The 20714-nt window shown below is 66.4% G+C and carries 19 protein-coding genes; 10 read left to right on the forward strand and 9 right to left on the reverse strand.

Translation table 11 applies throughout. The features are described 5' to 3' along the window. Positions 1-38: 38 nt before the first annotated feature. Positions 39-2378 carry a bifunctional salicylyl-CoA 5-hydroxylase/oxidoreductase gene (locus RBB46_RS14250; protein ID WP_306029676.1) on the reverse strand — a complete coding sequence of 780 codons (2340 nt, stop codon included), beginning with the start codon at positions 2376-2378 and terminating at the stop codon, positions 39-41. 203 nt (positions 2379-2581) lie between these two features. Here RBB46_RS14250 and RBB46_RS14255 point away from each other — a divergent pair, with 203 nt between their 5' ends. The 7 genes from RBB46_RS14255 to RBB46_RS14285 all read left to right on the forward strand — a co-directional run bounded on the left by RBB46_RS14255 (position 2582) and on the right by RBB46_RS14285 (position 8990). Then, complete coding sequence (locus RBB46_RS14255) at positions 2582-3355, forward strand: SDR family NAD(P)-dependent oxidoreductase (protein WP_306029677.1); 774 nt, start codon at positions 2582-2584, stop codon at positions 3353-3355. A 7-nt stretch (positions 3356-3362) separates the two neighbouring features. Further along, on the forward strand, positions 3363-3962 hold the full coding sequence (locus tag RBB46_RS14260) for a MarR family winged helix-turn-helix transcriptional regulator (RefSeq protein ID WP_306029678.1): 600 nt from the start codon (positions 3363-3365) through the stop codon (positions 3960-3962). Then, the gene (locus RBB46_RS14265) at positions 3955-4821 is read left to right on the forward strand and encodes an enoyl-CoA hydratase family protein (protein WP_306029679.1); all 867 of its coding nucleotides are present in this window, start codon (positions 3955-3957) and stop codon (positions 4819-4821) included. The genes RBB46_RS14260 and RBB46_RS14265 overlap by 8 nt, the downstream gene beginning before the upstream one ends. 7 nt (positions 4822-4828) lie before the next feature. Further along, positions 4829-6028 (forward strand): acyl-CoA dehydrogenase family protein, encoded by a 1200-nt coding sequence (locus RBB46_RS14270; protein ID WP_306029680.1) that lies wholly within the window; start codon positions 4829-4831, stop codon positions 6026-6028. A 56-nt stretch (positions 6029-6084) separates the two neighbouring features. Further along, the gene (locus tag RBB46_RS14275; RefSeq protein ID WP_306029681.1) at positions 6085-7737 is read left to right on the forward strand and encodes a benzoate-CoA ligase family protein; all 1653 of its coding nucleotides are present in this window, start codon (positions 6085-6087) and stop codon (positions 7735-7737) included. Between the two features lie 33 nt (positions 7738-7770). After that, on the forward strand, positions 7771-8208 hold the full coding sequence (locus RBB46_RS14280; protein WP_306029682.1) for a RidA family protein: 438 nt from the start codon (positions 7771-7773) through the stop codon (positions 8206-8208). Positions 8209-8300: 92 nt separating this feature from the next. Then, a complete protein-coding gene (locus RBB46_RS14285; RefSeq protein ID WP_306029683.1) occupies positions 8301-8990 on the forward strand; it encodes a nitroreductase in 690 nt (229 codons plus the stop codon). A 48-nt stretch (positions 8991-9038) separates the two neighbouring features. Here RBB46_RS14285 and RBB46_RS14290 read toward each other — a convergent pair whose 3' ends face one another. Beyond that, positions 9039-9257, reverse strand: a complete 219-nt coding sequence (locus RBB46_RS14290; RefSeq protein ID WP_306029684.1) for a hypothetical protein — start codon at positions 9255-9257, stop codon at positions 9039-9041. Positions 9258-9497: 240 nt separating this feature from the next. On the opposite strand from RBB46_RS14290, the gene RBB46_RS14295 reads away from it, so the two are divergent. Continuing rightward, the gene (locus RBB46_RS14295; RefSeq protein WP_306029685.1) at positions 9498-11282 is read left to right on the forward strand and encodes a hypothetical protein; all 1785 of its coding nucleotides are present in this window, start codon (positions 9498-9500) and stop codon (positions 11280-11282) included. Positions 11283-11295: 13 nt separating this feature from the next. On the opposite strand, the gene RBB46_RS14300 is transcribed toward RBB46_RS14295, so the two are convergent. The 3 genes from RBB46_RS14300 to gstA form a co-directional block, all read right to left on the reverse strand. After that, complete coding sequence (locus RBB46_RS14300; protein WP_306029686.1) at positions 11296-11514, reverse strand: 4-oxalocrotonate tautomerase family protein; 219 nt, start codon at positions 11512-11514, stop codon at positions 11296-11298. 30 nt (positions 11515-11544) lie between these two features. Beyond that, positions 11545-11928: a nuclear transport factor 2 family protein gene (locus RBB46_RS14305; protein WP_306029688.1), complete on the reverse strand. Its 384-nt coding sequence runs from the start codon at positions 11926-11928 to the stop codon at positions 11545-11547. 65 nt (positions 11929-11993) lie between these two features. Further along, entirely contained in the window at positions 11994-12614 is a 621-nt protein-coding gene (gstA, locus tag RBB46_RS14310; protein WP_306029689.1) for a glutathione transferase GstA, read from the reverse strand. A 257-nt stretch (positions 12615-12871) separates the two neighbouring features. On the opposite strand from gstA, the gene RBB46_RS14315 reads away from it, so the two are divergent. Continuing rightward, complete coding sequence (locus RBB46_RS14315) at positions 12872-13255, forward strand: helix-turn-helix domain-containing protein (protein ID WP_306029690.1); 384 nt, start codon at positions 12872-12874, stop codon at positions 13253-13255. A gap of 40 nt (positions 13256-13295) precedes the next feature. Here RBB46_RS14315 and RBB46_RS14320 read toward each other — a convergent pair whose 3' ends face one another. The 4 genes from RBB46_RS14320 to RBB46_RS14335 form a co-directional block, all read right to left on the reverse strand. After that, positions 13296-15491 (reverse strand): anthranilate synthase component I, encoded by a 2196-nt coding sequence (locus RBB46_RS14320; RefSeq protein WP_306029691.1) that lies wholly within the window; start codon positions 15489-15491, stop codon positions 13296-13298. 250 nt (positions 15492-15741) lie between these two features. Beyond that, complete coding sequence (locus RBB46_RS14325) at positions 15742-16713, reverse strand: succinylglutamate desuccinylase/aspartoacylase family protein (protein ID WP_306029692.1); 972 nt, start codon at positions 16711-16713, stop codon at positions 15742-15744. 61 nt (positions 16714-16774) lie between these two features. Next, a complete protein-coding gene (argE, locus tag RBB46_RS14330) occupies positions 16775-17941 on the reverse strand; it encodes an acetylornithine deacetylase (RefSeq protein ID WP_306029693.1) in 1167 nt (388 codons plus the stop codon). Between the two features lie 23 nt (positions 17942-17964). Next, the gene (locus RBB46_RS14335) at positions 17965-18927 is read right to left on the reverse strand and encodes a LysR family transcriptional regulator (protein WP_306029694.1); all 963 of its coding nucleotides are present in this window, start codon (positions 18925-18927) and stop codon (positions 17965-17967) included. Between the two features lie 179 nt (positions 18928-19106). On the opposite strand from RBB46_RS14335, the gene RBB46_RS14340 reads away from it, so the two are divergent. Next, on the forward strand, positions 19107-20699 hold the full coding sequence (locus RBB46_RS14340) for an ABC transporter substrate-binding protein (protein WP_306029695.1): 1593 nt from the start codon (positions 19107-19109) through the stop codon (positions 20697-20699). Positions 20700-20714 lie beyond the last annotated feature (15 nt).

The following is a 20714-nucleotide window of genomic DNA, read 5'->3' on the forward strand; positions in this document are numbered from 1 at the left end:
ACCCGATTTGCGAGCCGCCCGCGCTTGACTGCCGGCTTTTACTCCGCTGCTTCGCGCAGGGCCGGATTGTGTGTCTTCGGCTTGGCCTTCAGCTTCAGTTCCTTCAGCTCCTCGCGGGCGCGCTCGGCGTTCCGCAGAAGCTGGAACTTGCCCGGCTGGTACTGTTTCGGCGCGAAGATCTCGCCGGCGCCATAATCGCCCGCCGCCCGCAAGGTGAAGGCCGGATCGGCCAGGTGCGGCCGTCCGAGCGCGATCAGGTCGGCGCGGCCGGCGGCCAGGATCGTGTTCGCCTGGTCGGCCGAGGTGATGGCGCCCACCGCCATTGTAGCAGTGCCCGCTTCGTTGCGGATCTGGTCGGCGAAGGAGGTCTGGAACATGCGGCCGTAGACCGGCGCGCTTTCCGGACTGGTCTGGCCGGTGGAGACGTCGATGAGATCGGCGCCGGCTTCCGCGAAGGCGCGGGCGATGACGACGCTGTCGTCGCCGGTGATGCCGCCGGCGATCCAGTCGGTGGCCGAGACGCGCACCGACATCGGCTTGTCGCCCGGCCAGGCCTCGCGCATCGCCGCAAACACTTCCAGCGGGTAGCGCAGCCGGTTCTCGATCGACCCGCCATATTCGTCGTCACGGGTATTGGTGACCGGCGAGAGGAAGCTCGCCAGCAGGTAGCCATGGGCGCAATGCAGCTCGATCATGTCGAAGCCGCAGGCGATCGCCCGTTTGACACTGGCAACAAAGTCCGCCTTGACCGCGTCCATGTCGGCCCGGTTCATCGCCTTCGGGGTCTGGCTTTCGGGATAATAGGGCAGGGCCGAGGCGGAAAGGATCGGCCAGGCTTCGTCTTTCGGCAGCGGCCGGTCCATCCCCTCCCACATCAGTTTCGAGGCCCCTTTTCGCCCCGCATGGCCGAGCTGCAGGCAGATCTTCGCCTCAGACTGGCCATGGACGAAATCGACGATGCCGCTCCAGGCGGTCTGCTGGTCGTCGTTCCACAGCCCGGTGCAGCCGGGCGTGATGCGTGCCGTCGGCGAGACGCAGGTCATCTCGGTGAAGACGAGCCCGGCGCCGCCCATGGCGCGCGATCCGTAGTGGACCAGGTGGAAGTCCTGCGGCATCCCCTCGACCGCCGAATACATGCACATCGGCGAGACGACGAAGCGGTTGGCAAGTTGCATGTCGCGCAGGCGGAATGGCTGGAAGGCGGGCACGACCGGGTTCTTGACGTCGACGTCGAGGCCTGATGCGCGCACCTTTTCAGCAAAGGCGCGGGTTGCGTCCGCCACGAATTCCGGCGCGCGCAGCTCCAGATTGTCATAGGTGATCGCCTTGGAGCGGGTCATCACCCCGAACGCGAAGGTCACCGGATCCATGTGCCAGTAGCGCTTGACGTGCTCGAACCACACGAGCGAGACGTCGGCTGCGTGCTGGGTCTTTTCTACCTCCTCGCGGCGCGTTTCCTCGAAATCGGAGAGTGCCGCCGGGATGCTCGTCGTGCGCCGAACGCTCTCGTAAAGAGCGATCGCGTCCTCCATGGCAAGCTTTGTGCCCGAGCCGATGGAGAAATGCGCCGTCGACTTGGCATCGCCCAGCAGCACCACGTTGCCCATTGTCGTGCGGGCGTTGCGGATCATCGGGAAGTTGCGCCACATCGACCGGTTGATGAGCAGCTTGTGGCCATCCAGCTCGTCGGCGAAGATCCGCTCCATGTAGTTGGCGGATTCCTGCTCCGACATGGCCCCGATGCCGGCCTTCTCGAAGGTCTCCGGATCTGTTTCCAGCACCCAGGTCGAGCGGCCCGGCTCGTACTGATAGGTGTGGGCGATGAAGATGCCGTGCTCGGTTTCCTTGAAGTAGAAGGTGAAGGCATCGAGCGGCTTGGACGAGCCCATCCATGTGAACTTGTTCGGCCGCAGGTCGACCGACGGCTGGAAATGATCGCGATGCGCCTCGCGCACGGCGGAATTGATGCCGTCGGCGGCGACGATCAGGTCTGCGCCCGCGAACTGCTCGATGCCCTTGATATCCGCCTCGAAATGCATCTCGACGCCGAGCTGGCGGGCGCGCTCCTGCAGGAGCAGCAGCAGGGTGCGCCGCGAGCAGCCGCAAAAGCCGTTGCCGCCGACGCGGAAGCTCGCGTCCTTGTAGTGGATCGCGATGTCGTCCCAATAGGCGAAATTCTCGGTGATCGCCCGATAGCTCTCCCGGTCGTATTTCTCGAAGGTCTCCAGCGTCTGGTCGGAGAAGACCACGCCGAAACCGAACGTATCGTCGGCGCGGTTGCGCTCATGCACCGTGATTTGCGCCCCCGGTTGGGCCTTCTTCATCAGGATGGCGAAATACAGGCCCGCCGGGCCGCCGCCGATCACCTCGATACGCATGACCTGTTCCTTCCCTGTCGTGTCGCTGGGCGGATCGCCCGCGGTGCTGTCGGCACGTCGCGGTCCCCCGTCGGGTCGGTGCCGCTCCCTCTGGCGGGGCGTTCACCCGGGATGCGCGATGGATGCGCTTGCGTCCCTCTCGTAGATATTTTAAGCTTAAAATAATTCGGGACGCAACGCCGTTCTGGCCATCAGGGAGAGGCATGGTGACACAGGGTCCGTTCCACGGTCGTCACGCTCTGGTTACGGGCGGAACGCGCGGCATCGGCCTCGCCATCGCGCGGCGGCTGATCGCGGAAGGTGCGCCGGTCACCATCCTTGGACGCAACGCGGTGCGTGCCGAGCAGACGGCGCGCGAGATCGGTGCCGCGGGCTTTGCCGCCGCCGACGTTACCGACCGCGACGGCTTCATCGCCGCGATACGCGAGGCGGAGGAGCGCCACGGCGGGATCTCGATCCTGGTCAACAATGCCGGCCAGGCGGAGAGCGCCCCCTTCCTCAAGACGGCCCCGGAACAATTCTCGCGCATGTTCTCGGTCAATCTGGAGAGCGTCGTCACGGCCTGCCAGGCCGTGCTTCCCGGCATGGTCGCGGCCGGTTCGGGGCGCATCGTCAACGTCGCCTCCACCGCTGGCCTCAAGGGCTATCGCTATGTCTCGGCCTATGTCGCGGCAAAGCATGCGGTCGTTGGCCTGACCCGTGCGCTGGCGCTGGAGACGGCCGAGACCGGCGTCACGGTCAACGCCGTCTGTCCGGGTTTTGCCGACACCGATCTGGTGCGCGAGAGCGTTGCCCGCATCCGCGAGAAGACCGGGCGCGAGGAGGCGGAAATCATCGCCGACATGGTGCGCGACAATCCGCAGAAGCGCTTGATTGACCCGGACGAGGTGGCCGATGCCGTCGTGTGGCTTGCCGGGGAGGGCGCGCGGTCCGTCACCGGGCAGGCGCTCGCCGTCGCCGGCGGCGAGGTGATGTGAGGACGAGATGAGCGACGAGACCCGGAATGGCGGAACCGGCCGCCCTTCAGCCGGCGCGGATACCGCGTCCATCCTGCTCGATGCGGAAACCCGACTGCATGGCGGCGGTGATCACCGCTCGGAACTGCGCTTGTGGCTGCGCCTGCTGACGCTGACCAATCTGATCGAGAGCGAGATCCGTTCGCATCTGCGGGCCGAGTTCGACGTCACCCTGCCGCGTTTCGACCTGATGGCACAGCTCGAGAAGGCCGCCGAAGGCCTGACGCTGGGCGAGCTCTCCCGTCGCATGATGGTTTCGGCCGGCAATGTCACCGGGCTTGTCGAGCGGCTTGTCCAGGACGGGTTGGTCGAGCGCCGGCCCGCACCGGGCGACCGGCGGTCCGCTCTGGTCAGCCTGACGCCCGCCGGCCGCGCCGGCTTCGAGGCGATGGCCCATGCCCATGGCGACTGGGTCGGCGATCTCTTCTCCGACCTGACGCCGGTCGACATCGAGGCGCTGATGGTGCTGCTTGCCCGCGCCAAGGCGTCCGCCCGCACCTCCGCGCAGCGGCAGGAAGGTGTCTCCGCGACTTCCCACAAACTGTCCAAGGAACCGTCAAATGTCTGACGCCGCCTCCGTTTCCGCCGCAGCGCCGCAGGAAACCTTTTCGATCACGCTGCCGCTGCGCGACTATCGCCCGGTGCATTTCAAGCTCGAGGTGGACGGCAAGACGGCCGTCGTCACGCTGAACCGTCCGGAGCGGAAGAACCCGCTCACCTTCCAGTCCTATGCCGAGCTGCGCGACATGTTCCGCGCGCTGCAGTTCGAGGAGGAGGTGAAGACCGTGGTCGTCACCGGCGCCGGTGGCAATTTCTGCTCCGGCGGCGATGTCTTCGAGATCATCGAGCCGCTGCTGTCGCGCGACATGCCCGGCATCATGCAGTTCACCCGCATGACCGGCGAACTGGTCAAGGCCATGCGCGCCTGCCCGCAGCCCATCGTTGCCGCCATCGACGGCGTGTGCGTCGGCGCCGGCGCCATCATCGCCATGGCCTCGGACCTGCGCATCGGCACGGCCGGCGCCAAGGTCGCCTTCCTCTTCAACAAGGTCGGCCTTGCCGGCTGCGACATGGGCGCCTGCGCCATCCTGCCGAGGATCATCGGCCAGGGACGTGCGTCCGATCTGCTCTACACCGGCCGCGTCATGGGCGGCGAGGAGGCCGAGCGCTGGGGCTTCTTCAACCGCCTGGTTGAGCCGGATGCGGTGCTGGAGCAGGCCCGCGCGCTCGCCGACACGCTGTCGGCCGGTCCCACCTTCGCCAACTCGGTCACCAAGCGCATGCTCCACATGGAGTGGGACATGTCGGTCGACCAGGCGATCGAGGCCGAGGCCATGGCCCAGGCCGTTTGCATGAAGACCGAGGACTACCGGCGCGCCTTCGAGGCCTTCGCCGCCAAGCAGAAGCCGGTCTTCGAGGGCAATTGAGGCGGACATGACCGACAAGAGCTTTCTCGACTGGCCCTTCTTCGAGGATCATCACCGCGCCTTCGCCGCCCGCGTCGAGGCCTTTGCCGCTGCCGAGGTGGCGGGGCTTTCCGACCATCACGATGTCGACGGCTCCTGCCGGGCGCTGGTCGCTGCGCTGGGCAGGTCCGGGCTCCTGAAGGCGGCGGTGCCGGCCTCCCATGGCGGGCTGCACGAACGGCTCGACGTGCGCACCCTGTGCATCGCTCGCGAGACACTGGCCCGTCACGGCGGGCTGGCGGATTTCGCCTTCGCCATGCAGGGGCTCGGCACCGGCTCGATCACGCTTGCCGGCTCCGACGCGCTCAAGGACCGCTACCTGCCGCCGGTGGCGCGCGGCGACAAGATCGCCGCCTTCGCGCTGTCCGAGCCGGAGGCGGGTTCGGATGTCGCAGCGCTCGCGACCCTGGCCGAGCCCGACGGGCCGGATCATGTGCGCATCACCGGCGAGAAGACCTGGATCTCCAACGGCGGCATTGCCGACCACTACGTCGTCTTTGCCCGCACCGGTGAGGCACCGGGCGCGCGCGGTCTTTCCGCCTTCGTCGTAGATGCCGACGCTGCCGGTTTCTCGGTGAAGGAGCGCATCGACACGGTCGCCCCGCACCCGCTGGCAACGCTCGCCTTCGACGCCGTGCGTGTGCCGGTCTCCGCCCGCCTCGGCAAGGGCGGTGAGGGCTTCAAGGTGGCGATGTCAACGCTCGACATCTTCCGCTCAACCGTGGGCGCGGCGGCGCTCGGTTTTGCCCGCCGGGCGCTCGACGAGACGCTGCAGCACACCACCACGCGCCAGCTCTTCGGTGCGCCGCTTGCCGATCTCCAGATGACGCAGGGCGCGCTTGCCGACATGGTCGCCGACGTCGATGCGGCGGCGCTGATGGTCTACCGCGCCGCCTGGACCAAGGACATGGGCGCTCCCCGCGTCACCCGCGAGGCGGCGCTCGCCAAGATGGTGGCGACGGAAAACGCCCAGAAGGTCGTCGACCGCGCCGTGCAGCTGCATGGCGGCAGCGGCGTGCGCGTGGGCACCAAGGTAGAGGAGCTCTACCGCGACGTGCGTGCGCTCCGCATCTACGAGGGCGCCACCGAAATCCAGAAGATCGTGATCGCCCGTCAGGCGATTTCCGACCATGCCGCCCGCCGTTCCTCCTCGGCGGCGGCTGAATGACAAGACCTGAAAACGCGCCGGAAACCGGCCGACCCAACCTTCCAGAGGAGTGCCGCATGGCCCGCTCAGCACATCTCGACACCTTCGCGGCGGACAACCTGCCGCCCCGGGACCTTTGGCCCGAATTCGTCAATCTCGACCGTCTCGGCTATCCCGAGCGGATGAACTGCGCCGTCGAACTGGTCGACCGCAATGTCGAGGAGGGGCGCGGCGACAAACTGGCGCTCGTCTCCCCGTCCGAGCGCTGGACCTATGGCGAGCTTGCAGGGAAAATCAACCGCATCGCCAACGTGCTGGTCGACCGCTTCGGCCTGAAGCCGGGCAACCGGGTGCTGCTGCGCTTCCCCAACACGCCGATGATGACGGCGGTCTATTTCGCGATTCTGAAGGCCGGCGGCATCGTCGTCGCCACCATGCCGCTGCTGCGCGCCAAGGAACTCGCCGTCATCACCGACAAGGCCGAGCTGTCCTTTGCCATTTGCGACCATCGCCTCAAGGAGGAGATGGAACTGACGCGATCGCGCACCTCGCGGCTCGAGACCGTTCTCTATTCGGGCAGTCGTTCGCCGGACGCGCTCGAAGCGTTGATGGAGGCGGCCTCGCCCGAGTTCGCCGCCTGCGACACGGCGGCCGACGATGTCTGCCTGCTCGGCTTCACCTCCGGCACCACCGGCGAGCCGAAGGCGACCATGCATTTCCACCGCGACATGCTGGCGATCTGCGACTGCTATTCGCGCGAGATCCTGCGCCCGGTCGAAAGCGACGTGTTCATCGGCTCGCCGCCGCTGGCCTTCACTTTCGGCCTAGGCGGACTTGTGCTGTTTCCCTTCCGCGTCGGCGCCACTGCGATCCTGCTCGAGCGCGCCGGTCCGGATGACCTCATCAAGGCGATCCCGGAGATGCGCCCCAGCGTCGTCTTCACCGCGCCGACCGCCTATCGCGCCATCCTGGCAAAGCGCGGCGACGCGGACCTGTCCTCCTTGCGCAAATGCGTCTCGGCCGGCGAGGCGCTGCCCAAGGCGACCTGGGACGACTGGCTGGCGGCGACCGGCATCCGCATTCTCGATGGCATCGGCGCCACCGAGATGCTGCATATCTTCATCGCCGCGCGCGAGGAGGACGTGCGTCCCGGCGCGACCGGCAAGCCCGTGCCGGGCTACGAGGCGAAGGTGATCGGTCCTGACGGGAAGGAAGTGCCGGACGGTACGCCCGGTCGTCTTGCCGTGCGCGGGCCGACCGGTTGCCGCTATCTTGCCGACAGCCGCCAGACGAAATACGTCATCGACGGCTGGAACGTCACCGGCGACACTTATATCCGCGATGCCGAGGGCTATTTCTGGTATCAGGCGCGCTCCGACGACATGATCGTCTCCTCCGGCTACAACATCGCCGGGCCCGAGGTCGAGGGCACGCTGCTGGCTCATCCGGCGGTTGCCGAGTGCGGCGTCGTCGGTGCGCCGGACCCGGATCGCGGCCGCATCGTCAAGGCCTATGTGGTGCTGAAGCCGGGCGTCACCGGCGACGCGACGCTGGTCAAGACGCTGCAGGACTATGTCAAGGCCGAGCTTGCGCCTTACAAGTATCCGCGCGCGATCGAGTTCGTGGATATCCTGCCGCGCACGGAGACCGGCAAGCTGCAGCGTTTCGCCCTGCGCGAGATCGCGGCATCCGAAAGCGACACCCGCGCGGCGCCGCCCGCCGCATCGTGACGACAAACTGAAGACCCGGACGTGGAAGACCGAATGACCAAGATCGCCGAAACCGCCGCCCGCGAGGTTCCGCCCTCGCCATTGACCGCTGTTCATCCGGAAGGCTGGCCGGCACCGAAGGGCTATGCCAACGGCATGGCGGGGGAGGGCCGCATGGTGCTCACCGGCGGCCAGATCGGCTGGACGCCGGACGGGGTCTTCCCGGACGACTTTCTCGGACAGGTGCGCCAGACGCTGGACAACGTCGTCGCCGTCGTGCGCGCCGCCGGCGGCGGGCCGGAGCATATCGCCCGGCTGACCTGGTATGTGACGGATATCGAGGCCTATCGCTCCTGCCTGAAGGACCTCGGCCCGGTTTACCGCTCGGTGATGGGGCGCAACTTCCCCTCGATGGCGGTCGTGCAGGTCCTGGCGCTGGTCGAGCGCGAGGCGATGGTCGAGATCGAGGGCACGGCGATCCTGCCGGCCTGACCGGTTGGGTGCCCTCGCACTGACCTCTTGATCGGGACCGAACGTGCGGGCAGGGTGTGCGGCCCTTGCAACAAAGCCGGACCGCCGCCCGCATGCATGTTCTTCACGCGCTCGACAGCCGCTTCTCCTGCCGCGCCTTCCTGCCCGATCCCGTACCGCTGGATACCGTTCGCGCGATCCTGGCCGCCGCGGCCCGGGCTCCGTCCGGCGGCAATCTCCAGCCCTGGCATGTGCATGCGCTTGCCGGCCCCGCGCTCGCGGCGCTTGTTTCCGCTGTCGAGGACCGCATGCGCGACCTGCCGCGCGGCGAGGTGCCGGAATACCGCGTCTATCCGCAGGACCTGAAAAACCCGTACGAGGCACGCCGGCAACGCGTCGGCGAGGCGCTTTATGCGGCGCTCGGCGTGACGCGCGAGGACAAGGCCGGGCGCGGCCGCCAGTTCCGCCGCAACTTCCGCCTGTTCGACGCGCCGGTCGGCCTCTTCGTCTATCTCGACCGGACCATGGGCCCGCCGCAATGGGCCGATTGCGGCATGTTCCTGCAATCGGTGATGCTGGCGGCGCGCGCCCACGGGCTGCATACCTGCGCGCAGGAGGCCTGGGCGCAGTGGCACGGGCTGGTCGGCGAATATCTCTCGCCGCCGCCGGAACACATGCTCTTCTGCGCCATCGCGCTCGGCCACGCCGACATGAGCGCGCCAGTCAACGACTGGCGCAGCGACCGCGCAAGTCTCGACGCGTTCGCGGAATTCAGGGGGTTCGCGGATGAGCAAGGGGCCTGACAGGCGCCCCGCCAGATAGATGGGGGGCGCAGCCGGTGGCGCCGACGATCAGCTCAGTTCGGAGAAGCGCTGGGCGACCTGCTCGCGCAGCCGCTGGCGGCTTTCCGGCTCCAGGCGATACTTCTGGTCTTCGGGCGCGTCGGGGGTCAGCACGTCGGCGAGATAGGCTTCATAGCACTCGGTCAGAAGGTTGATGCCTGCTTCCCGTTTATCGGGCGCGACTTCGCGCTCCAGAGCCCACAGCGCCTCCGATTTCTGGTAGGGCATTTCAAGACTCCAGTAACAAGATCCCGTTCGCTTGCGGTGCGGTAAGATCTTGAAAGGTCAGTGTTGTTGACGCTCGTTGGGAGGGTCCTGACACTATAACCCTCTTTACGGTAGATGGGTATAGCGGAAGTGTCTTTCAATTTCCATCCGTGTTTCTCGTCATGGTGAACATATTCGGGGCTTGCAACCTCTCTGACGCTGCGCCAGTCTGGCTAAAAGATTGGGAAACAGGATTTTTCAGTGAATTCGACCAGCCAGAAAGTCGGGCAGGTGATTGCGACCGTCCTGCCCGGCGGGACAGTGCCCGAGGAATATTGGCGGCAGTATCAGGCGAAGAGGCCCGGCCTCGCGCTTGACGACGAGTCGGCCATGTACGCGCTGCCGCCGATCGTTCCCACCGATCTGTTCGCCGCCGCCGGTTATCTCGCCAGGGTGTCCGGCCTTGTCGCCTTCTTCGACCCTTCGCCCTATTGCCGCGACCGACGGCAGTGCCGTTTCTTCCTCGGCATCGATGACCGGCGCGCGCTTGACCGGGTGGCGGAGAAGTGGCGCGAAAGCCGGCGCGGTGCACCGCCGCGCGAGGTGCGCGATCTCTGGGACATCCTGCGCGCCGCCTGGGATGAGCCGATCACGTCGGGCTCCTACCTGCAAAACGGCGGCGAGGCGCCGGACTGGTGGGTCGCCACCTTCAAGCTGGTGATGCTTGCCGACATGGCGCTGAACAGGCTCCTGCGCGACCCTCTCTCCTCGGAAAAATACGGCGGCGCCGTCTGGGAAAACATCATCCGCACCATGTATCGACGGCCGCCGCGCGAGGACGGCAGTCCGGAGCCGCCGCCGGCCTCGCTCACATACCTCGCCGACAGCAGCGTCGTGTGCGTGCTGCCCAAGGTGCGGGTGGCACCTGTCGGGGCGACCCTGCGCAACGTCACCCGCAACCTGTCCCTGCTGCCGGGACGCGGGGAGGTGCGGTGCTACTGGGACCTGTCGGTCGAGGCGCCGCCGAGCGAGGATCGCGAGACACTGGACATCCTCCTGGTACCCGCACCGGTATCGCTCTCCGGGCGGGATTTCGAGCCAAACATCGAGGACGGTTGTCCTCCGCATGAACTGCATACCTACAAGAAGAACTGGGAGAGTTTCGACCTCAAGCAGAACTGGATCGCGGACGACACGGCGCGGGCCGGCTTCATCCGCGATTGCTGCCGTCTGGTGTCGGAGGCAAAGCGCGAGTCCGGCTGCGTCAACGGCGTCGTCCTGCCGGAATATGCGCTTGACTGGAAGCTGTTCGAGGAACTTTGCGACGCGCTCAAGGAGCACGAGCCGAAGCTGGAATTCGTCATCTCCGGCAGCAGCAACAACTGTTACGACACCCGCGGCAATCACGTCCTGACGAGGGTCTGGTATCACAATGCGGATCCGACGAAACACATCACCAACAGCCGTGGCAAGCACCACCGCTGGCGCATGGACCGCAATCAGGTCGAGACCTACGCGCTCTCCGCCGCGCTCAACCCGAAGATCCGCAACTGGTGGGAAAACACGCCGCTCGGCCGGCGCGAGATTCATTTCCAGCGCTTTCGCAAGAAGTCGGTCTTCTCCGTCCTGATCTGCGAGGAACTGGCTCGCTCCGACCCCTGTCACGAGATCCTGCGCGCGGTGGCGCCGAACCTGATCTTCGCCCTGCTTCTCGACGGGCCGCAGATCCGCAACCGCTGGCCTGCGCAATATGCCTCCAACCTTGCCGACGATCCGGGAAGCTCGGTGTTGACCTTCACTTCATACGGGCTGATCGACCGCTCGAACCGGCAGGGCCGCTTTCCCGCGAACCACTCGATTGCCATGTGGAAGGACGATGGTGGCCATTTCCTCGAGATCCCGATGCCGGCCGGCAAGGGCATGCGCGGCGTGCTCCTGTCGCTCTGGTCGGAGCACGTCGTCGACATGACCATTGTCGGCAAGCAGTCGGAGGCCCGTGCCTGGCGTTATTCCAGCCACTATCCGATCTGCCTGCCGGACGCGTGAAATCGGGGCGGCGTCAGCCCTGCGCCTCTGCCTTCTTGCGGGCGCGGTAGACATCCGTCTGCACGCCGGCGATCCCCCAGTTCTCGATCTCGACCTCGTCGATGACGACGAAGGTCGTCGCCGGATCCTTGTCGAGCACCTCGACCAGCAGGTCGGTGACGCCGGCGATCAGCCGCGCCTTCTGCTCGCGCGTGACGCCTTCGCGGGTCACCTTGATGTTCACATAGGGCATGTCCTTCTCCTCGTATCCTGATCGGCTGGTTCAGCCGGTCGGCCTCGTGACGTAGTCGAAGACCTTGGCAGCGATCAGCCAGGCCCCGCCGATCTTCACCAGCGACAGGAAATCGGTGAAGAAGCGCTCGCCGATGGAACTCTGCACCTGGGCAAGCGCCGCGTTGGGCCCGGCGAAGGTGATGGCGAGAACCCGCCCGTCCGGGGTTTCCCCGCGCGAGGCGGGCGAGGGGCGGTCCTTCACGATCGGCAGGTAGTGGTCCATCGACCAGAAGCGGATATCGCCGTCGGTCGTTGCCGCGTAGAGCGCCTTTTCGTGGAAGAGGCTGCCGAGCAGCTCCGCATCGCTTCTGTGAAGCGCGTCGTGATAGCGGGCGCACAGCGCCAGGATCTCGGTGTAGTCGCTGTCTTGCATGATATGCGTCCTGCTGCCGGTCGGGACCGGGCGGACGTGCCACCCGGCCCCCTGGAAGGCGTCGATCAGGCGGCCTTCAGCAGCCCTTCGGCCGTCAGCGCGGCGCGGGTCGCCGGACGTGCGGCCACACGCGCGACGAAGGCCTTGGCATGCGGGTAGCCGTCGAGCGAAACGCCGACGAAATTCGTCCAGTTGAGCACCGTGAAGAGATAGGCATCGGCGATGGAGAACGTCTCGCCCATCAGATAGGCCCGGCCGTCGGCGAGGATCCGCTCGAAATGCGCGATCTTGCCGGCGATCTTCTCGACGGCGGCCTCGCGCGCGGTGCCTTCCGCGGCCGGCTTGGCGAAGAGCGGCGAGAAGGACTTGTGCAACTCGGCCGAGATGAAGTTGAGGTGACGGTGCAACTGGGTGCGCTCCCACGAGCCTGGTGCCGGTGCAAGGCCCGCATCCGGGTGCGCGTCTGCAAGATACTGCAGGATTGCTGCGCCCTCGGTCAGCACGTTGCCGTCGGCAAGCTCGACCGCCGGCACATAGCCGTCCGGATTGATCTGGAGGAAGTCGCGGCCCGTCGCGGTGGTCTTCGCCGACGTGTCGACGCTCTCGATCTCGAAGGGCAGGTCGAGTTCGTGCAGGACGATGTGGGTGGCGAGCGAGCAGGCGCCGGTCTTGTAGAAGAGTTTCATCGATGTCTCCCGATTGCGTCGGTGACCCCCTTGGGATCGCGACGGTGGTTGCCTTGCGCGGCGATCGCCGCGCTCGGAAGGCATCTAGGATTTCGTGGTTACCTTTGTAAACCTGCAAACCTTATGTTATGTAAGAATGAGATTTCCGATTGGTAACCTCCTGTAACTGGAACGCGCGGGAGGCATATCGCCTTGCGAGGGGGCTCCTTGCAGGTGCGGGCAGGTGCTGCCTTCGAAACAAGCTGGAAGATCGCCGGATGGCATTGAAGATACGCAAGAACCAGAGCCCTCCGCCGCCCAATGGCTGCCCGCTCAGCCACTGCATGGAGATCCTCAAGGGTGCCTGGACGCCCAATGTGATCTGGCATCTCTCGGCCGGACCGCGGCGCTTTTCCGAGCTGCGGCTGGACATCCCGGCCGTTTCCGCCAAGGTTCTGACCGCAAGGCTGAAGGACATGGAGCGCAAGGGGGTCGTCCATCGCGAGGTCCGGCCGACCTCGCCGCCCTCGGTCGAATACTCGCTGACGGATCTTGGCTCCGAGCTTCTGCCGGCGATCAGCGCAATCGTCGAGGTCTCGCACAAGCTGAAGACCCGCATGCATTCCGCTTGCCGCGGCGCGCGGGGCGAGGCGGCGGAATAGCTCCGCCACCTGCCGTGTTCCGTCTATCCCTGTCCGCGCTTCAGCCGGTGGCCGCCGCCGCCGGCAGGGCCGCGCCGCGCGCCTTCACCAGCTTCGTCACCACGTTGTGGATGATCCGGTGGCCGGCATCCTGGTCGAGCGACATGATCGATTCAGGATGGAACTGGACGGCGGCGATGGGCTCGGCCTCGTGCTCGATAGCCATCACCACCCCGTCCTCCGTCTGCGAGGTGACGCGGAAGCCCGCCGGCAGCGCCGCGCGCAGCGCATGCAGCGAATGGTAGCGCCCGACCGTCACTGGTGACGACAATCCCTCGAACAGCATGGAGTCCGCCTCGAAGGCGACCGGCGACGGCTTGCCGTGCATCGGCACGTCGAGCTGGCCCAGCGTGCCGCCAAGGCTTTCGGCCAGCGCCTGCAGGCCCAGGCAGACGCCGAAGATCGGCAGGCCCCGTGCCCGCGCCCGGCCGATGGTCGCGGCGCAGTCGAAATCCTTCGGACTGCCCGGTCCCGGCGACAGCACGACGAGATCGGGTGCGACGTCGTGGAAGACATGGTCGGCGACCGGCGAGCGGTAGGTGACGACCGTGGCGCCCGTCTGGCGGAAATAGTTGGCGAGCGTGTGGACGAAGCTGTCCTCGTGGTCGACCAGCAGGATCTTCAGCCCCTTGCCCGGTTCTGCCTGGCTCGGATCGACGGCCTTCTCGCGCAGGATGCCGGCCTCGCGCACGGCGGCGCGCATCGCCTCCGCCTTCAGCTCGGTCTCGGCCTCTTCCTCTTCGGGGATGCTGTCGTAAAGCAGCGTCGCGCCGGCACGGATCTGGGCGACCCCGTCCTTGATCCGCACGGTCCTGAGCGTCAGTCCGGTGTTCATGTCGCCATTGAACAAAACCGCGCCGATGGCCCCGCCATACCAGGCGCGCGGGCTCTTCTCGTGGCGCTCGATGAAGTCCATGGCCCAGCGCTTCGGCGCGCCGGTAACCGTCACCGCCCAGGTGTGCGAAAGGAAGGCGTCGAGCGCGTCGAGATCGTCGCGCAGGATGCCCTCGATATGGTCGACCGTATGGATCAGCCGCGAATACATCTCGATCTGGCGCCGGCCGATGACCCGCACGGAGCCTGGCACGCAGATGCGGCTCTTGTCGTTGCGGTCGACGTCCGAGCACATGGTCAGCTCGGCCTCGTCCTTGGCCGAATTGAGCAGCTTGCGGATCTGTGCCTCGTCCTCGATGGCGTTCTTGCCGCGCCGGATCGTTCCGGAGATCGGGCAGGTTTCCACCCGCCGTCCGCCCGACACGCGCACATACATTTCCGGGCTGGCGCCGACCAGGTATTCCCCCTTGCCGAGATTGATCAGGAAACCGTAGGGGGAGGGGTTGATCTCCGAAAGCCGCCGGCTGACGGCCGAGGGCGGGGCAGGGCAGGCCTCGTAGAAGACCTGGCCCGGCACGGTCTCGAACAGGTCGCCGCGCCGGAAGTAGTCCTTGGCCTTTTCCACCAGGCGCGCGTATTCGCCCGGCGTGTGATCGCCGCGCCCGGGATCCTCGTTGGCCGGCCGGTAGGCCTGACTGCCGCCATCGCGCGGCATGTCATCGGTGCTCTTGCCCTCGACCTCGAACTCGTAGGCGCGCACATGCGCCTTGCGGCCGTAATGGTCGACCAGCAGGATCTCGTCGGGCATGTACAGAACGACGTCGCGCTGGTCGGCCGGGCGTTCCAGCACCAGCTCGATCGGCTCGAACTGGAAGGCAAGGTCGTAGCCGAAGGCGCCGTAGAGGCCCAGGTGGCCGTCGTCGCAGGCAAACAGCTCGTTGATGGCGCGGATGACGGAGAAGACGGAAGGCTGGCGCGAACGCTCTTCCTCGGCAAAGGCGCGCGAGGGCCGCGCGACGCGCATGGCGAGTTCGTCGCCCCGGCGCGTCAGGCCCTCGATATCGGCAAGGCCGGCAAGGGCCTGTTCGATCACCGGCAGCAGCAGCCGGCCGCGATCGTTCAGCGCCTCGATGCGCACGTCCGCTCCGCGCGATTCCAGCACCAGCGGCGGGTTCACCAGCGCCATGTCCCAGCGCGTGTAACGGCCCGGATACTCGTAGGAGGAGGAGAAGACCGCGCCGCGCTCGCTGTCGAGCCGGTCGATCCAGGGCGAGGTGCCCTTCGCATAATCGGCCGCGTGCGTGGTGACCCTCACCCCGATGCCGCCCCTGGTGACGAAGGCCTGTTCCTGTCCCGTCAGCATTCTTTCTCTCCTCCGCGCGGCCGTCGGGCCCTCCCGGATATGACAAAGCCGCCGGCGGGACCCCGCGGCGGCTTTCCTCATGATCCGGTGACGTCATGTCACGCGCTGTCGGTTGCCGCCTGTTACGAGGGGCGCCACCACCAGCCGTTGTTCGTGACAATCATCTTGCTCATGACAAATTCAGTAGCCCATGCGCGCGGCATCCGCAACGCGGAAAGTGGCGCTGCGGAACCTGCCTGGCACGGCGGCCTCAGGCGCCTTCGACGAAACGTCCGAGCCGCACCGCCGTCAGGCCCTTGCCCGGGCGCCGGTTGGGCATGATCAGCACCGTGTCGTCATGCGGCGTGACCACCGGCTTGCCGCCGTCATGGGCAATCACCGTGCCGGCGCTGGCGATCACTTCCTGGCCGAGGAAATTGTCGGTGAAGCGGAAGTCGTCGGTTGCGATGGTGACCGGCGCGACGATCTCGACAAAGCTTTGCGGGGCGGGGGCGGGGAAGCGCGCCAGTTCGGAGGCGAAGGCATCGGGCGCAACGGCGCCGGTCGCCTGCAGGAAGCGAAGGCTCGTCTCCAGTGCAACATCGGCGCTCGCCTTTTCCCAGTGCTGGCCGCATTCCACCAGCAGCGCGTTTTTCTCGCTCGCCGGATCGCCGAAGCCGGCATAGTCGCGCATCCGCTTGCCGGCCGCGTGTCCCTCGTCGCTGACCACAAGCGCCGGCGTTCCGACCGCGCGTGCCAGCGCCCGGCCCTTGGTCAGCGGCCCGGCGATATAGAGCGGCGCCGTGGCGTTCTGCATCGAATGCAGGTCGAGCAGCAGATCGACGCTGTCGATGAAGGGACGCAGTTCCTTCGCCCGCCGGCGCTCCAGCGTGTCGCCGCCGTTCAGCGTCTCGTCCTGCCACAGCCGGTTCATGTCCTCGTCCGCCCAGCGCGAGGCGAAGGGATCGGCCGGGTCGTAGCGGTCATAGGCATCGAGATTGACGAAGGCGAGCGACAGCTTGCCCCGGACCGGTCGCACGCCCCTGGCGAACAGCCAGTCGAGCGCGATCGGGCCGCACAGCTCGTTGCCGTGAACGATCGCCGTCACAGCCACATGCGGACCGGCGACGCCGCTGTCGAAAGTGGTGACGCCGCGAATGCCCGTATTGCCGGCGAGATAGGGCGTGATGTCGGTTTTCTCCAGCTCGACGGGGGGCACGGGCGGGGTGGCGGCGTCGGTCATGGGTGTGTCTTCCTGCGTGCAATCAATGGTTTGAAACGGGTCTTGCCAGTTCGGCTGCGCATCAGGCCGAGGCTTCCTCGATCAGTCGGTCGAGAAAGGCCTCGCATTTCACCAGTTCGGACACCTCGATGAACTCGTCCGCCTTGTGGGCCTGGCCGATCGAGCCGGGGCCGACGACGACGGTCGGGATTGCGCCGATCTCGACGAAACGCCCGCCTTCCGTGCCATAGGCGACCTTGGCATGGTCGTTGCGCCCGGCGAGCCGTTTGGCCAGCCGGGTCACCTCCGCGTCGGCCGCCGTGTCGAGGCCCGGGAAGCTCGAGATCTGTTCGAAGGCGATCCCGGTCTCCGGCGCGCGCGCCTTCATCTCCGGCTCGATGACCTCACGAGCGAAACGCATCACTTCGTCGACCAGCGCATCGGCGTCCTCGCCGGGCAGCACGCGGAACTCGAAGGAGAGTTCGCAGCGGTCGGGCACGATGTTGAGCGCCGTGCCGCCGGAAACGGTGCCGGTATGCGAGGTTGTCACCGGCACGTCGTAGAGCGGGTCGCTGGGCCCCTGCGCCAGCTCGATTCCCATCTCGCGGATCTTCATGATCAGCCGGGCGGCATGCTCGACCGCGTTGACGCCCTCAGGTGCCAGCGAGGAGTGGCAGGTCCTACCCGTGACGATGGCGCGGTGGGAACGTTTCGCCTTGTGGCCGATCACCACCTGCATCTCGGTCGGCTCGCCGACGAAACAGGCGCGCGGGAGCGGATGGGTGGCGATCAGGTGTTCGATCAGGCTGGGCACGCCCTTGCAGCCCACTTCCTCGTCATAGGAGAAGGCGAAGTGGATCGGCGCCTTGAGATCCGCGGCCAGCATGTCGTCGACCTTGGCCATGATGCAGGCCAGGAAGCCTTTCATATCGCAGGAGCCGCGCCCGTAGAGCCTCCCGTCGCGCAAGGTGAGGGCGAAGGGATCGCTCGCCCAGTCCTGCCCGTCGACGGGCACCACGTCGGTGTGGCCGGACAGCACGAAGCCGGGCACGTCCTTCGGTCCGATCGTGGCGATCAGGTTGGCCTTCTCGCCGGTTTCGTCGGGGATGCGGGTCGTTGCCACGCCGCGCTTTGCGAAGAACGCCTCCACATGGGCGATCAGCGCCAGGTTCGAGTTGCGGCTGGTCGTGTCGAAACCGACCAGGTCCTTGAGGATTTCGGCCGAGCGCGGGGCCGCTGGCTGCAGCATGTCAGGTCCTTTCCTGGATCCGGTCAGGCCGGATGCGAATACGCGTCGGCGGGAACCGCGCGCCTTGCATATTCGATGAAGCGCTGGGCGATCGGGGCGACCGGCCCGGCGGGCACGAAGAATTGCGTCAGATAGTCGACGCGCGGGGTGAAGCGGCGGAAGACGACGCCTTCGAGCGGCCGAAGGCTCACCGGGAACGGGTTGACGAGGCCGATGCCCATGCCCTCGCGCACCAGCTCGCAGATGGCGATGCTGGTCGCCGTCTCGGCGCGGATCTTCCGCTCGATGCCGCGTTCGGCGAAGATCCGGTCAATGACATTGCGCTGGTGGAAGCGCCGGGTCAGCGCGATGAAGGGTTCTCCGGCAAGGTCTTCCGGCGTGATGTCTTCCTTGTCCGCCAGCCGGTGGTCGGCCGGGATCGCCGCATGGGCGATGGCATGGCGGAAGGGATACATGCGCAGCCCGTCATGCCGGGTGCGCGTGTCGCTGATGCCCAGGTCCGCGTTCTCGTCCGCGACCGCCGCCGTGGCATTGATCGACATGCCGATCTCCAGATGCACCGAGGCTTCCGGGTTTTCCTTGAGGAACCCGGCGATCAGTCGGGTCAGCAGCCGGTGCGAGAGGGTCGGCGGCGCGGCGATGCGCAGGCGCTTGGGATTGGTGTCCTCGCTGTCGGTGGCGTCGAGCCGGGCGAGGGTGGCGAAGATCGGCTCGATTTGCTCGTTGAGCGCAAGCCCTTCCGACGTCGGCTGGATCCTGTTTCCGCTGCGGTGGAAAAGCTGCCGGTTGAGCCGCGCTTCGAGCTGCGCGATCGCGCGACTGACCGCCGGTTGGGATATCCCCAGCCTGTGGGCGGCCGCCGTCGTCTTGCCCTCGGTGATGACCGCGCGCAGCACTTCGAGCTCGCGAAGCGTCAGCCCGTTGCGGTTTCCGCTGCTGCCGACTTGCCGGAACCCCGGCTGATCCATAACCTCTGTATTTGTCACGGGAATAGGTCTATGCGTTTAGGTTATCGTTTTTCGTTTGTCGATCATATAAACGCATAATAGCCTTTCCCACAAGCCATGGATGGCGGCAGCCAATCCGCAAAAGGCACCAGACGGGGACCGTGTCGATCCCGCCCCGCCTGCACAAGCTTCCAGGGATCCAGAGGGGAGTTGACCAGATGAAATTCACCAGGACGCCGCTCGTGCGCGCGCTCATGGGGGCGGCGTGCGCCGTTGCCGTGGGCTCCGCTTCCGCGGCCGCCGAGGAGATCGTGATCGGCCTTGATTCCGAGGCGACCTCGATTGATCCGCATTTCCACAATCTGGGGCCGAACAACCAGCTCGGCTTCATGATGTTCGACCGGCTCGCCAATCCGGACGAGCGGCAGAACTTCAAGCCGGGCCTTGCCGTTTCCTGGAAGCCCATCGACAGCACCACCTGGGAATTCAAGCTGCGCGAGGGCGTCAAGTTCCACGACGGCACGGACTTCAATGCCGACGACGTGATCTGCACCTTCGAGCGCGCGCCCAACGTGCCGAACTCGCCGGCCGGCTTCGGCACCTACACCAAGGGCAAGACCTTCGTGAAGGTCGACGATTACACCGTTCACGTGAAGACCGATTCCCCCTATCCGGTGATGGTCAACGATCTCGGCAATGTGGCGATCGTCTCCAACGAGGGCGGCTGCGACGGGGCGACCGAGGACTACAATTCCGGCAAGGCGGCGGCCGGCACCGGACCGTTCAAGTTCGCCGAATACGTACCCGGCGACCGCATCGTCCTGGAAGCCAATGCCGACTACTGGGGCGACAAGCCGATCTGGGACAAGGTCACGCTGAAGCCGATCAAGTCCGGCCCCTCGCGGGTCGCGGCGCTTCTGGCCGGCGATGTCGACATGATCAACGGCGTGCCGACGACCGACATCGAGACGCTCAAGGGCCGCGACAATGTCGTGCTCTCGCAGGGCGTGTCGAACCGCGTCATCTACCTGCATCTCGATCATTTCCGCGAGAACTCGCCCTTCGTGAAGGCGAATGGCGGGGGCGACATCAAGAACCCGCTGATGGACCTCAAGGTTCGCAAGGCGCTGTCGAAGGCGATCTCGCGCGAGCTGATCCGCGACCGCGTCATGGAAGGGCTTTCCATTCCCGCCGGCCAGTTGCTCCCCGAGGGCTTCTTCGGCGTGTCGGACAAGCTCGGGCCGGAGCCCTATGACGCGGAAGGCGCCAAGGCGCTGCTGGCGGAGGCAGGTCTTCCCGACGGGTTCGAGCTGACCATCCACGGGCCGAACGATCGCTATCTCAACGATGCCAAGATCGCCGAGGCCATCGCCCAGATGCTGACGCGCGTCGGTATCAAGACCCAGGTCGAGACGATGCCGCGCTCGGTCTACTTCACCCGTGCCTCGACGGGCGCCGACGGCCTGCCGGAATTCTCGCTCATCCTTGTCGGCTGGGGCGCGGGCTCGGGCGAGGCGTCCTCGCCGCTGCGTGCGCTCATCGCTTCCTATGACAAGGACAAGGGCATGGGCACCGCCAATCGCGGTCGCTATTCCAATCCGGAAGTCGACAAGCTGATCGAGGCGGCGCTGGCCGAGGTCGATGACGAGAAGCGTGCCGGCCTGCTGGCCGAGGCGACCGAGCTTGCCATCGGCGAACTGGCGATCATCCCGATCCACTACCAGGTCAACACCTGGGCGAGCCGTGCCGGCCTCAAGTACATCCCGCGTACGGATGAATACACGGTCGCCTATGGCGTGGTGAAGGAGTAACCCGACACGACATCG

The sequence above is a fragment of the Stappia sp. MMSF_3263 genome (assembly GCF_030733745.1).
Classification (GTDB): Bacteria; Pseudomonadota; Alphaproteobacteria; order Rhizobiales; family Stappiaceae; genus Stappia.